This window comes from Streptomyces fumanus, from assembly GCF_014655295.1.
GTDB classification, from domain to species: domain Bacteria; phylum Actinomycetota; class Actinomycetes; order Streptomycetales; family Streptomycetaceae; genus Streptomyces; species Streptomyces fumanus.
The window spans coordinates 232482-245186 of sequence record NZ_BNBI01000012.1 but is presented as its reverse complement, the minus strand read 5'-3'; the positions used below and the strand labels follow the sequence as shown (position 1 = coordinate 245186).

The 12705-nt window shown below is 70.7% G+C and carries 11 protein-coding genes and 2 riboswitches; of the genes, 8 read left to right on the top strand and 3 right to left on the bottom strand.

Features of this window, described 5'->3' with window-relative positions:
* Positions 1–42: 42 nt before the first annotated feature.
* The 3 genes from glyA to gcvT all read right to left on the bottom strand — a co-directional run bounded on the left by glyA (position 43) and on the right by gcvT (position 2987).
* Positions 43–1305 carry a serine hydroxymethyltransferase gene (glyA, locus tag IE316_RS26670; protein ID WP_190207023.1) on the bottom strand — a complete coding sequence of 421 codons (1263 nt, stop codon included), beginning with the start codon at positions 1303–1305 and terminating at the stop codon, positions 43–45.
* A gap of 14 nt (positions 1306–1319) precedes the next feature.
* Entirely contained in the window at positions 1320–1697 is a 378-nt protein-coding gene (gcvH, locus tag IE316_RS26665) for a glycine cleavage system protein GcvH (RefSeq protein ID WP_190207022.1), read from the bottom strand.
* Positions 1698–1868: 171 nt separating this feature from the next.
* The gene (gene gcvT / locus IE316_RS26660; RefSeq protein WP_190207021.1) at positions 1869–2987 is read right to left on the bottom strand and encodes a glycine cleavage system aminomethyltransferase GcvT; all 1119 of its coding nucleotides are present in this window, start codon (positions 2985–2987) and stop codon (positions 1869–1871) included.
* A gap of 42 nt (positions 2988–3029) precedes the next feature.
* Positions 3030–3138, bottom strand: a riboswitch (glycine riboswitch).
* A riboswitch (glycine riboswitch) is annotated at positions 3139–3234 on the bottom strand.
* Between the two features lie 179 nt (positions 3235–3413).
* Here gcvT and IE316_RS26655 point away from each other — a divergent pair.
* The 8 genes from IE316_RS26655 to IE316_RS26620 all read left to right on the top strand — a co-directional run bounded on the left by IE316_RS26655 (position 3414) and on the right by IE316_RS26620 (position 12642).
* Positions 3414–4079, top strand: coding sequence for an AAA family ATPase (locus IE316_RS26655; RefSeq protein ID WP_190207020.1), 666 nt, complete (start codon positions 3414–3416; stop codon positions 4077–4079).
* 70 nt (positions 4080–4149) lie between these two features.
* Complete coding sequence (locus tag IE316_RS26650; RefSeq protein ID WP_190207019.1) at positions 4150–4935, top strand: enhanced serine sensitivity protein SseB; 786 nt, start codon at positions 4150–4152, stop codon at positions 4933–4935.
* 217 nt (positions 4936–5152) lie between these two features.
* A complete protein-coding gene (locus IE316_RS26645; RefSeq protein WP_190207054.1) occupies positions 5153–5908 on the top strand; it encodes an enhanced serine sensitivity protein SseB C-terminal domain-containing protein in 756 nt (251 codons plus the stop codon).
* 311 nt (positions 5909–6219) lie between these two features.
* Positions 6220–7227 (top strand): ABC transporter permease, encoded by a 1008-nt coding sequence (locus tag IE316_RS26640; protein WP_190207018.1) that lies wholly within the window; start codon positions 6220–6222, stop codon positions 7225–7227.
* A gap of 71 nt (positions 7228–7298) precedes the next feature.
* Complete coding sequence (locus IE316_RS26635) at positions 7299–9092, top strand: ABC transporter substrate-binding protein (RefSeq protein WP_190207017.1); 1794 nt, start codon at positions 7299–7301, stop codon at positions 9090–9092.
* 108 nt (positions 9093–9200) lie between these two features.
* Positions 9201–10199 (top strand): ABC transporter permease, encoded by a 999-nt coding sequence (locus tag IE316_RS26630; RefSeq protein ID WP_190207016.1) that lies wholly within the window; start codon positions 9201–9203, stop codon positions 10197–10199.
* Positions 10196–11293, top strand: a complete 1098-nt coding sequence (locus IE316_RS26625) for an ABC transporter ATP-binding protein (RefSeq protein ID WP_190207015.1) — start codon at positions 10196–10198, stop codon at positions 11291–11293. The genes IE316_RS26630 and IE316_RS26625 overlap by 4 nt, the downstream gene beginning before the upstream one ends.
* Positions 11290–12642, top strand: a complete 1353-nt coding sequence (locus IE316_RS26620) for an ABC transporter ATP-binding protein (RefSeq protein ID WP_190207014.1) — start codon at positions 11290–11292, stop codon at positions 12640–12642. Before IE316_RS26625 ends, IE316_RS26620 begins: the two co-directional genes overlap by 4 nt.
* Positions 12643–12705 lie beyond the last annotated feature (63 nt).

Genomic DNA, 12705 nt, shown 5'->3' with positions numbered 1-12705 from the left:
GGCCCGGCGCCCCGGTCGTACTGCTCGCTGTACTGCTGTGTCCTACTGGGTCAGGCCGGGGTAGAGCGGGTGCTTGTCCGCCAGGGCGGTCACCCGGGCCCGGAGGGCCGCCGCGTCGTACGACGGCTTGAGCGCCTCGGCGATCACGTCCGCGACCTCGGCGAAGTCCTCGGCGGTGAAGCCGCGGGTGGCCAGGGCCGGCGTGCCGATGCGCAGACCGGAGGTCACCATCGGCGGACGCGGGTCGTCGGGCACGGCGTTGCGGTTGACCGTGATGCCGACCTCGTGGAGGCGGTCCTCGGCCTGCTGCCCGTCCAGCGCGGAGTCGCGCAGGTCGACCAGGACCAGGTGCACGTCCGTGCCGCCGGTCAGCACCGAGACGCCCGCCGCCCTCGCGTCCTCCCGCACCAGGCGCTCGGCCAGAATGCGGGCGCCCTCCAGGGTACGGCGCTGGCGCTCCTTGAACTCCTCGCTCGCGGCGACCTTGAAGGCGACCGCCTTGGCGGCGACCACGTGCTCCAGGGGTCCGCCCTGCTGACCGGGGAAGACCGCCGAATTGATCTTCTTGGCGAGGTCGGCCGTGGAGAGGATCACACCGCCGCGCGGGCCGCCGAGGGTCTTGTGGGTCGTGGTGGTGACCACATGGGCGTGCGGCACCGGGTTGGGGTGCAGGCCCGCCGCGACCAGACCGGCGAAGTGCGCCATGTCGACCATCAGGTACGCGCCGACCTCGTCGGCGATCCGCCGGAACGCGGCGAAGTCGAGCTGCCGCGGGTACGCCGACCAGCCGGCCACGATCAGCTTCGGCCGCTTCTCCTTGGCGAGCCGCTCGACCTCGGCCAGGTCGACCAGGCCGTCCTCGCCCACGTGGTAGGGGACGACGTCGTACAGCTTGCCGGAGAAGTTGATCTTCATGCCGTGGGTCAGGTGCCCGCCGTGGGCGAGGTTCAGACCCATGATGGTGTCGCCGGGCTTGAGCAGCGCGAACATCGCGGCCGCGTTGGCCTGGGCGCCGGAGTGCGGCTGGACGTTGGCGTGCTCGGCGCCGAACAGGGCCTTCACCCGGTCGATGGCGATCTGCTCGACCACGTCGACGTGCTCGCAGCCGCCGTAGTAGCGGCGCCCGGGGTAGCCCTCGGCGTACTTGTTGGTCAGGACCGAGCCCTGGGCCTCCATCACCGCGACCGGCGCGAAGTTCTCGGAGGCGATCATCTCCAGGGTGGACTGCTGGCGGCGCAGCTCGGCGTCGACGGCGGCGGCGACCTCGGGGTCGAGTTCGTGCAGGGGCGTGTTCAGGAGGGTCATCGCGGAAGGGCTCCTCAGCCGGCCGAGAAGGCGGTGTACTCGTCGGCGGAGAGCAGGTCGCCCGGCTCCTCGGCGACCCGCACCTTGAACAGCCAGCCGCCCTCGAAGGGCGCCGAGTTGACCAGCGAGGGGTCGTCGACGACGTCCTCGTTGACCTCGGTGACCTCACCGGAGACGGGGGAGTACAGGTCGGAGACGGACTTGGTCGACTCCAGCTCGCCGCAGGTCTCGCCCGCGGTCACGGTCGCGCCGACCTCCGGGAGCTGCACGAAGACGACATCGCCGAGCGCGTTGGCCGCGTGCTCGGTGATGCCGACCGTCGACACGCCGTCCTCGGCGGCCGACAGCCACTCGTGCTCCTTGCTGTAGCGAAGCTGCTGGGGGTTGCTCATGGCCTGAATTCTCCTGTACGCGGGGGTGTGCTGGTGAATGCGGGACTGCGGGGGCCGGGGGTGAGCGGGGCGGATGTGCCCAGGGTCACGTACGAGAGCCCCCCAGGGCCCGGTCGCCCGGTCGCCCGGTCGCCGGTTGCTCGGCGGGCCGGTGACCAGATGGCCCGGTGGTTACTTCTGGCGCCGGTAGAACGGCAGCGCGACGACCTCGTACGGCTCATGGGTGCCCCGGATGTCCACGCCGACCCCCGGCGTCCCGGGCGCCGCGTGCGCCGCGTCGACGTACGCCATCGCGATCGGCCTGCCCAGGGTGGGGGAGGGGGCGCCGGAGGTGACCTCGCCGATCACCTCGCCGCCGGCCACCACCGGGTACCCGGCGCGCGGCACCCGGCGGCCCTCGGCGATCAGGCCGACCAGGACGCGCGGTGGGTTCTGCTCGGCGCGGGCGGCGGCCTCGGCGAGCGCGGCGCGGCCCACGAAGTCGCCCTCCTTCTCGAACTTCACCACCCGGCCCAGCCCGGCGTCGAACGGCGTCAGGCCGGTGGTCAGCTCGTGCCCGTACAGCGGCATGCCCGCCTCCAGGCGGAGCGTGTCCCGGCAGGACAGGCCGCAGGGGACCAGCCCGGCGGAGGCACCGGCCTCGGTCAGCGCCTGCCACAGCTTCTCGGCGTCGGCGGGGTCGACGAACAGCTCGAAGCCGTCCTCGCCGGTGTAGCCGGTCCGGGCGATCAGCGCGGAGACGCCGGCCACGGTGCCGGGCAGCCCGGCGTAGTACTTCAGCCCGTCCAGGTCGGCGTCGGTGAGCGAGGCGAGGATGCCGGGGGAGGCGGGGCCCTGCACGGCGAGCAGCGCGTAGGCGTCCCGGTCGTCGCGCACCTCGGCGTCGAAGCCGGCCGCGCGCTCGGTGAGGGCGTCCAGCACCACCTGGGCGTTGGCGGCGTTGGCGACCACCAGGTACTCGGTCTCGGCCAGCCGGTAGACGATCAGGTCGTCGAGGATGCCGCCGTCCGCGCGGCAGATCATGGTGTAGCGGGCGCGCCCCGGCTTCACCCCGCCGAGGTTGCCGACCAGCGCGTGATCCAGCAGCGCGGCGGCGCCGGGGCCGGTGACCGCGATCTCGCCCATGTGCGACAGGTCGAACAGCCCGGCGGTGGTCCGCACGGCCCGGTGCTCGTCGCGCTCGGAGCCGTAGCGCAGCGGCATGTCCCAGCCGGCGAAGTCGGTCATGGTCGCGCCGAGCGCGCGGTGCACGGCGTCCAGCGCGGTGCGGCGGGGTTCGGTACTGCTCATCGGTCGGTCGTCTCCCAGGACAGGACGGCAGGGCGAGGAAGGTCCTCCCCATCTGTCATCGGGACCTGAGAGGTTCGCCGTGACCACCGCGCGGCGGTCAGGACTTGCACCTTGGGTGGGGCCACCGGGGCGGCCCGCTTTTCAGATGTGCCTCGCCCGCGCGGTGACGGGGCCTGAGAGATTCAAGGGAGGGACTTGCTCCTTCGGCGCCCCGGTCGGTGACCGGGGACTCTCCCGCGCGGGTTCGAACGGCCGGTATGCAGTTGGCGCGCACATCATTGCACGACCGGTCGGTTCCTGGCAGACCGTGATCTGTAACCGGCTTGTGGCAGTAAGCGCACGAAAATTCGAGACACCGCGCATTACCTTCTCTTTACACTCGACGGGGAGGGAACTCGTGAACCGCCCCAGGGGAGGACGATCACGGTGAACAGGACCACGGCGTACGCCACCACCCCGGGCCTCGCGCTGCCCGAGCAGCCCGCCGGCCCGGCCCGCGAGGCGTCCGCCCCGCTGACCGCGTCCGTCGTCCGCGACCTGCGCGAGCGGGCCGGACGCAGCCCGCACGCCCTGCTGTTCGGCCCCCGTGACCTGGTCGCGGTCACCGGGCTGCCCGGCAGCGGCAAGTCCACGCTGATGCGGCGCACCGTGCGCGGGCGCCGCATCGACTCCCAGGACACCCGCGACCGCTGGGACGAGCGGATGCCCCGCCTGCTGCCGTACGCGGTCTACCGCCCGCTCGTCCGGCTCGCCCACTACGCCGGGCTGCGCCGCGCCCTGCGCTCCGGCGAGGGCGTCGTCGTGCACGACTGCGGCACCCAGGCGTGGGTCCGCCGCTGGCTGGCCCGCGAGGCGCGGCGCCGGGGCGGCACCCTGCACCTGCTGCTGCTCGACGTCGACCCCGAGCAGGCCCTGGCGGGCCAGCGCGAGCGCGGCCGGGGCGTCTCCCGGTACGCGTTCCGGCGGCACCGCGCAGCCGGCGCCCGCCTGCTGCGCTCGGTCGAGCGGGGCGCGCTGCCGGCCGGGGTGAGCGCGGTGCTGCTGGACCGGGCGGCGGCCGACGCCCTGCACCGGATCGGCTTCACGGGCTGACCGGCCGCGGATACGCCCGTACGGGTTAGCCTTTCAGCCACACCAGCGGTTCCACACAGGCGGTAGGCAGATGGACTTCCCGGCGGGCTTCTCCGCGGACTTCCCGGCGCAGGCGCACCCCCATCCGCACGGCGGCTGGCCGGGCAACGAGCTGGAGGAGGTGCTGGCCGCCTCCCTCGGCGTGCCCGGCGCCGGCGGCCGGATCGTGGAGGTGCTCGGCCGCAGCTTCGTCTGGGTCCCGCTGCCCAACGGCGGCGGCCCGCACAGCGGCCCCCTCGACCTGCCCACGCTGGAGATCGAAGGCCAGGCGTACGTCCCGGTGTTCAGCTCCGAGGAGCAGTTCCGGCAGGTCGTCGGCGCCCACATGGGGTACGCCATCGCCCCCGCCGTGGAGTTCGCCCGGGGGCTGCCGCCGCAGGTCGGCATAGCCGTCAACCCGGACGGGCTGGTCGGGATACCGCTGCCGCCGCCCGCCGTCGCCGAGCTGTGCCGCGCCGGACGGACCCCGCTGGACGGGCCCGCGGGCGGCGGCCGGGTCCGCCTGTTCGAGCCCGACTGGCAGGACGACCCGGTCGACTTCCTCACCGCCGCCTCCGCCGAGTTCGCCGCCCTCGGCGTGGTCCGCACCGCCCGCCGCTGCCTGGCCGCCATCGAGACCGCCGACCCCGTGATGTTCGTCGGCGTCGAACTCGCCCACTGGGAGGGCGACGCCCGCGCCCTCCCCCTGGAGGCCCTCGGCCGCGCCCTCACCACGGCCCCGCCCCCCTGGCCGGTCAACCTGGTCCTCCTGGAGGCGGCCCAGGACCCGGTCTGCGACTGGATGCGGGAACGAGTACGGCCCTTCTACGAGCGGTGACTTCCCCACGCGGGGAGGGCGACGTCCCCGAGGGGCGCGGGGCTGTGCCGGCATGCGGCTCCGCCGCGTGGGCCCGCCCGTTCCCCACGCACCCGCACGCAGCCACGATCCCCCCTGACCGCCGGTGGCCTAAGCTAGGTGCACTCGGTCGAGGCGTTGTACAGAGGGGCGATACAAAGTGAGCGCTGGTACCGCCGCAGCCGGGCAGGTGGAGCACATGCTGCGCCAGGTGACCCCCGGGCGATACGACGCCTACGAGTCGCTGCTGCGCGCCCTCGCGAGCCCGGCCTCCGGCCAGGTGTGGATGCTGCTCTGGCACGGCCAGGCCGGCTCCCCGGACGCCCAGTACGGGACCATGGAGGTCGACGGGCACGCGTACGCCCCCTGCGTCACCTCCGCCCAGGAGCTGTCCGCCAGCGGCTGGAACCGCTCGTACGAGGTGGTCGACGGCCTGGAAGTGGCCCGCGCCCTCTACCCCGACCGCTACGGCCTGTGGCTCAACCCGCACGCCCCCGGCGGCGGCGTCGGCATCCCCTGGCTCGACCTGCGCCGGATCGCCACCGGCCTGGACCGCCAGCCACCGGGACCGCTGCGGCTGTCCGAACCGGCCATCGAGATCCCGCAGTTCTACGCCCTGCTCACGCAGAACGCCCACCGCACCCCGGCCGTCCGCTCGCTGCGCCGCGCCTGGGTGCAGCCGGCCCTCGGCGCCCCCTACCTCGCCATCGGCCTCGACGTGTACGACGCCACCCCGGCGTCCGTGGCCGCCGTGCGGACGATGATGCAGAACTCGGTCGGCGCGGTGCCGGACGGGCTGCCGGTGTCCACCGTGGCGCTGTCCGACGCGCTCGACCCGGTCGCGATGTGGCTGCGCGCCCACGCCCGGCCGTTCTACGACCGCGAGGCGCACGCGGCCCCCGCCCAGGCACCCGCCGCCGGGTACGGCTACCCTCCGGCAGGCGACCGGTACTGAGAGTGGAACTCACCATTCCGGCGGCGGAGGAAGCCGATCTTCGCGCGTAGATGGGGCCGAAAGCGCCCCGTCCGTCCCTGGTGTCCCAACTTGTCCGCGTCCGGCCCCCGTTACCCACTGTCCGGATAACGGAAATCCTCAAACAGCATCACGGTTGCGCATCCTTTCCCCGCCAAGTCTGGCGACTGATCGCCAAAGCGTTGAAGACTCCCGCAACAAGGGACGTTCGTCCCTGTGTACGACGGACTGATCACGCCGCTACAGCGGCAAGTGCGGGCCGGCTACCGCCGGTTGAGAGGGGTCCCTGCCAGATGACGGCACCATTGCACGAGCCGACCGCGGAAGCGGCCCCGAGTGCTGCCGAGGAAGCGGCGGTTGCCGGCGCCGGGAGCAAGGCGGTTCAGGGTCGTTCCCTGGGGCGCATTGCCTGGGAGCGCCTGAAAAGGGACAAGCTCGCCCTCACGGGCGGCGTCGTGGTGCTTGTCCTGGTCGCGATCGCGCTGCTCGCGCCGCTGATCACCCACCTCGTCGGCCAGGACCCCGAGGCGCACCACGAGGACCTGATCGACCCGCTGTTCGGCACCCCCATCGGCTCGCTGGGCGGCATCAGCGGCGACCACCTGCTCGGCGTCGAGCCGGTCAGCGGCCGCGACATCTTCGCCCGCATCGTCTACGGCGCCCGGATCTCGCTGCTGGTCGGCTTCCTGTCCGCGATCGTCGCCGTGGTCATCGGCACGATCCTGGGCATCCTGGCCGGCTTCTTCGGCGGCTGGGTGGACTCCCTCATCAGCCGGATCATGGACGGTCTGCTGGCCTTCCCGCAGTTGCTGTTCATCATCGCGCTGGTCTCCGTCATGCCGAACGAGATGCTCGGTCTCACCGGCACCGGCGTGCGCCTGTTCGTGATGATCCTGGTCATCGGATTCTTCGGCTGGCCCTACATCGGCCGCGTGGTGCGCGGCCAGACCCTCTCGATGCGCGAACGCGAGTACGTCGAGGCGGCCCGGTCGCTGGGCGCGGGGCGGTTCTACATCCTGTTCAAGGAACTGCTGCCCAACCTGGTCGCGCCGATCATCGTCTACACGACGATGATGATCCCCACCAACATCCTCACCGAGGCGGCACTCAGCTTCCTGGGGGTGGGCGTCAAGCCGCCCACCGCCTCCTGGGGGCAGATGCTCTCGAGCGCGATCGACTACTACGACTCGGACCCCATGTACATGGTGATCCCGGGCGTGGCGATCTTCATCACCGTTCTTGCCTTCAACCTCTTCGGCGACGGCGTGCGCGACGCGCTCGACCCGAAGGGCTCCCGCTGACCCGCCGTACCGCACAAGTGTCCCGTGGCACCTGCACGGGGTCTCTCATCTAATCCGGAGGATCCGAGATCGTGACTACCCAACGCACCTCAGGGCGGCGCAAGCAGGCTCTGGCCGCTGCCGCAGTGGTCGCCGCGCTGCTGACCACGGCGGCGTGCGGCGGCGGTGACAGCGACAACGGGGGTTCGAAGAACGGCGCGGCCGGCTTCGACGCCGCGAACAACAAGGTCGCCCAGGCTTCGGAGGCCAAGAAGGGCGGCGAGCTGAAGTTCGCCAGCGCCCAGGACGCCGACTCGTGGGACACCACGCGCGGCTACTACGGCTTCATGTGGAACTTCTCCCGCTACTACTCGCGGCAGCTCGTCACGAACGCCACCGAGCCCGGCAAGGCCGGCGCCGGCGTGACCCCCGACCTCGCCACCGGGCTCGCCAAGGTCTCGGACGACGGCAAGACCTACACGTACACCCTGCGTGACGGCATCACCTGGGAGGACGGCAAGCCGATCACCTCCAAGGACATCAAGTACGGCATCGAGCGCGTCTGGGCGCAGGACGTGCTGTCCGGCGGTCCGACGTACCTCAAGGAGGTGCTCGACCCCAAGGGTGAGTACCAGGGCCCGTACAAGGACAAGTCCAAGGACAAGCTGGGTCTGAAGGCGATCGAGACGCCGGACGACAAGACCATCGTCTTCAAGCTGCCGAAGGCCAACTCGGACTTCGAGGAGATGCTGGCGCTCACCTCCGCCTCCCCGGTCCGCCAGGACAAGGACACCAAGTCCAAGTACGGTCTGCACCCGTTCTCCTCGGGCCCGTACAAGTTCCAGTCGTACAGCCCGGGCAAGGACCTGGTCCTGGTCCGCAACACCGAGTGGAAGCAGGAGTCGGACCCGATCCGCAAGGCGTACCCGGACAAGATCTCCATCAAGTTCTTCTCCAACGCCAACGACCTGGACGCCCGCCTCATCGCCGGCGACTACGACCTGGACCTGGCCCAGACCGGCATGTCGCCGCAGGGCCGCACCACCGCCCTCAAGCAGCACAAGGGCAACCTGGACAACCCGGTCTCCGGCTACATCCGCTACGCCGTCTTCCCGCAGAGCGTGAAGCCGTTCGACAACGAGCACTGCCGCAAGGCCGTGATCTACGGCGCCGACCACGTCTCCCTGCAGACCGCGCGCGGCGGCCCGGTGGCCGGCGGTGACATCGGCACCAACATGCTGCCGCCGTCCGTCCCCGGCTCCGAGGGCCAGAAGTACGACCCGTACGAGATGGCCGGTGCCAACAAGAACGGCAACGTCGCCAAGGCCAAGGAAGAGCTGAAGGCTTGCGGCAAGCCCAACGGCTTCAAGACCACCATCGCGGTCCGCAACAACAAGCCGGTCGAGGTGGCCACCGCCGAGTCGCTCCAGGCGTCGCTGAAGAAGGTCGGCATCACGGTCGACATCGACCAGTACGACGGTGCGCAGACCCCCGGCATCATCGGCAGCCCCTCGAACGTGAAGAAGAAGGGCTACGGCATCATCATCATGGGCTGGGGCCCGGACTTCCCGTCCGTCCAGGGCTACGGTCTGCCGCTGTGGCACAGCGACTACATCCTCGACAGCGGTAACAACAACTACGCGCTGATCAAGGACAAGACGATCGACGGCCTCTTCGACGACTACGTCAACACGCTCGACGACGCCGGCAAGGAAAAGATCGCCACCGAGATCAACCACAAGGTGATGGAGGGCGGCTACTACCTGCCCTTCGTCTTCGAGAAGTTCCTCAACTGGCGCTCCAGCCGGCTGGCGAACGTCTACACGACCGACGGGTACAGCGGCATGTACGACTTCGTCAACCTCGGTCTGAAGTCCACGAAGTAACCGGCACACCCGCCGTACGGCACGAAAGGCAGGTGAAGGCCGGCGCGGCGTGAGCGTGGGCCGCCGGACGACCTCCGGCGGCCCGCCCTCCGCGGCGGGCCGTTAGCTGTGCTCGCTTACCTCATCAGGCGGTTGTTCGCCGCCGCTGTGATGCTCGTGGTCATCGTCATGGTGGTCTTCAGCATCTTCTTCCTGATCCCCAAGTGGGCGGGCGTCGACATCGCCACGAGCTTCGTGGGCAAGCAGGCCGACCCCTCCTCGGTGAAGGCCGTGGCGGAGAAGCTGGGTCTCAACGACCCGATCTACGCCCAGGTCTGGGAGTTCTTCAAGGGCATCTTCGTGGGCCGGACCTACTCGGCCGGCGGCGATGTCACCAACTGCTCCGCGCCGTGCTTCGGCTACTCCTTCCGCAGTGAGCAGGCCATCTGGCCGGTGCTCACCGACCGCTTCCCGGTGACCCTGGGTCTGGCGCTCGGTGCCGCCGTGCTGTGGCTGATCTTCGGTCTCGCCGCGGGTGTGCTCTCGGCCCTCAAGCGGGGCACCCTGTGGGACCGCGGCGCGATGGTCGTCGCCCTCGCCGGTGTCTCCCTGCCCATCTACTTCACCGGCCTGCTGAGCCTGGCGGTCTTCTCCTACGGACTCGGCTGGCTCGACGCCCAGTACGTGCCCCTGGAGGACAGCTTCACCGGCTGGCTGGGCGGCATGATCCTGCCCTGGATCACCCTGGCGTTCCTGTACGCGGCGATGTACGCCCGGATCACCCGCGCGACCATGATGGAGATCCTCGGCGAGGACTACATCCGCACCGCCCGCGCCAAGGGCCTGCGGGAGAGCGTGGTCATCCGCAAGCACGCCATGCGCTCCACGATGACGCCCATCCTCACCATGCTGGGCATGGACCTCGGCGCCCTCATCGGCGGTGCGATCCTGACCGAGACCACGTTCAGCCTGCCCGGCCTCGGCCAGGCGGTGCTCAACGCGATCAAGAACCAGGACCTGCCCGTCATCCTCGGCGTCACCCTGATCACATCTCTCGCGGTGCTCATCGCCAACCTCGTGGTGGACGTCCTGTACGCCGTGATCGACCCCCGAGTGAGGCTCGCATGACCGAACTCAGCAAGAGCGGCGCCGCCGTGGGCGAGCCCACCGGCACCTCTCCCGCCCCGACCGCCTTCCTGGAGGTCCGCGACCTCAAGGTGCACTTCCCGACCGACGACGGCCTGGTCAAGTCCGTCGACGGGCTCAGCTTCCAGTTGGAGAAGGGCAAGACCCTCGGCATCGTGGGCGAGTCGGGCTCCGGCAAGTCGGTGACCTCGCTGGGCATCATGGGCCTGCACACCGCCGGGCAGTACGGCCGGCGCAAGGCCCAGCTCTCCGGCGAGATCTGGCTGGACGGCACCGAGCTGCTCTCCGCCGACCCCGACGAGGTGCGCAAGCTGCGCGGCCGCCGGATGGCGATGATCTTCCAGGACCCGCTCTCCGCGCTGCACCCGTACTACACGATCGGGCAGCAGATCGTGGAGGCGTACCGCATCCACCACGACGTGGACAAGAAGACCGCCAAGCGCCGCGCGGTGGAGATGCTCGACCGGGTCGGCATCCCGCAGCCGGACAAGCGGGTGGACAGCTATCCGCACGAGTTCTCCGGCGGGATGCGCCAGCGCGCGATGATCGCGATGTCGCTGGTGAACAACCCGGAGCTGCTCATCGCGGACGAGCCGACCACCGCCTTGGACGTGACCGTCCAGGCGCAGATCCTGGACCTGATCCGGGACCTGCAGAAGGAGTTCGGCTCGGCGGTCATCATCATCACCCACGACCTGGGCGTCGTCGCCGAGCTGGCCGACGACCTGCTGGTGATGTACGGCGGGCGCTGCGTCGAGCGCGGTCCGGCGGAGAAGGTGTTCTACGAGCCCCGCCACCCCTACACCTGGGGCCTGCTCGGCTCGATGCCGCGGCTCGACCGCGACCAGCAGGAGCGCCTGATCCCGGTCAAGGGCTCGCCGCCCTCCCTCATCAACGTCCCGTCCGGCTGCGCCTTCAACCCGCGCTGCCCGTACGCCGACGTGCCCAAGGACAACGTCACCCGCACGGTCCGCCCCGAGCTGACCGAGGTCGGCAGCAAGCACTGGGCCGCCTGCCACATGTCGCAGGAGCAGCGGGAGCGTATCTGGACCGAAGAGATTGCGCCGAAGCTGTGAGCGAGAACCCCAAGGACGCAGCGGTGACGGTCCCCGCGCAGAGCACGGGCACCGTGGTCACCAAGGCCGACCCCGCACCCGGTGAGACCCTGCTGAAGGTGACCGGGCTGCAGAAGCACTTCCCGATCAAGAAGGGCCTGCTCCAGCGGCAGGTCGGCGCGGTCCGGGCGGTCGACGGCCTCGACTTCGAGGTCCGGGCCGGCGAGACCCTCGGCGTGGTCGGCGAGTCCGGCTGCGGCAAGTCGACCATGGGCCGGCTGATCACCCGGCTGCTGGAGCCGACCGCGGGCAAGGTCGAGTTCGAGGGCAAGGACATCACCCACCTCGGGGTGAGCGGGATGCGTCCGCTGCGCCGCGATGTGCAGATGATCTTCCAGGACCCGTACTCGTCGCTGAACCCGCGGCACACCATCGGCACCATCATCGGCGCCCCCTTCAAGCTCCAGGGCGTCGAGCCCGAGGGCGGGATCAAGAAGGAGGTGCAGCGGCTGCTGTCGGTGGTCGGGCTCAACCCCGAGCACTACAACCGCTACCCGCACGAGTTCTCCGGCGGTCAGCGCCAGCGCATCGGCATCGCCCGCGCGCTCGCGCTCAACCCCAAGCTGGTGGTGGCCGACGAGCCGGTCTCCGCGCTCGACGTGTCCATCCAGGCGCAGGTCGTCAACCTCCTCGACGACCTCCAGCAGGAGCTGGGCCTGACGTACGTGATCATCGCGCACGACCTGTCGGTGGTCCGGCACGTCTCGGACCGGATCGCGGTGATGTACCTCGGCAAGATCGTGGAGCTGGCCGACCGCGACCTGCTCTACAAGACGCCGATGCACCCGTACACCAAGGCGCTGATGTCCGCGGTGCCGATCCCGGACCCGGCGCGCAAGGCGGCCAAGAGCGAGCGCATCCTGCTCAAGGGCGACGTGCCCTCGCCGATCGCGCCGCCCAGCGGCTGCCGCTTCCACACCCGGTGCTGGAAGGCGACGGAGATCTGCCGGACCACCGAGCCGCCGCTGCTGGAGCTGCGCCCGGGGCAGCAGGTGGCCTGCCACCACCCGGAGAACTTCGCCGACCAGGCCCCGCAGGACACCGTGCTGCTCACCGACGCCAAGGAGGCGGCGGAGCTGGTCTCCGAGGAGGCCCTCGCGCAGTCGGCGGCGACCTCGGCGGCGGTGGCCGCGGAGGTGGGGGCGACGGAGGAGCCGGCGAAGGCGGCCACGGAGGCGGAGCCCGCCGAGGCGTCCGGGGCTGCGGAGGCGCCCGCGACCTCCGAGGCGTCCGCGACCTCCGAGGCGTCCGCGACGGCCGAGGCGTCCGGGACTTCTGCCGACGAGGAGCCTCCCGCCAAGGAGAAGTGACCCGTACCCCCGGCGAGCCCCCGTCCTCCTCCGCGAGGCGGGGGCTCGCCGGCGGGTGAGAAT

What these genes read in the sequence shown, in the direction of transcription:
- IE316_RS26645 (WP_190207054.1), top strand. Translation starts at nt 5,153, where the DNA reads ATGCTGCGCCAGGTGACCCCCGGGCGATACGACGCCTACGAGTCGCTG.
- gcvT (WP_190207021.1), bottom strand. Translation starts at nt 2,987, where the DNA reads ATGAGCAGTACCGAACCCCGCCGCACCGCGCTGGACGCCGTGCACCGC.
- glyA (WP_190207023.1), bottom strand. Translation starts at nt 1,305, where the DNA reads ATGACCCTCCTGAACACGCCCCTGCACGAACTCGACCCCGAGGTCGCC.
- IE316_RS26625 (WP_190207015.1), top strand. Translation starts at nt 10,196, where the DNA reads ATGACCGAACTCAGCAAGAGCGGCGCCGCCGTGGGCGAGCCCACCGGC.
- gcvH (WP_190207022.1), bottom strand. Translation starts at nt 1,697, where the DNA reads ATGAGCAACCCCCAGCAGCTTCGCTACAGCAAGGAGCACGAGTGGCTG.
- IE316_RS26640 (WP_190207018.1), top strand. Translation starts at nt 6,220, where the DNA reads ATGACGGCACCATTGCACGAGCCGACCGCGGAAGCGGCCCCGAGTGCT.
- IE316_RS26650 (WP_190207019.1), top strand. Translation starts at nt 4,150, where the DNA reads ATGGACTTCCCGGCGGGCTTCTCCGCGGACTTCCCGGCGCAGGCGCAC.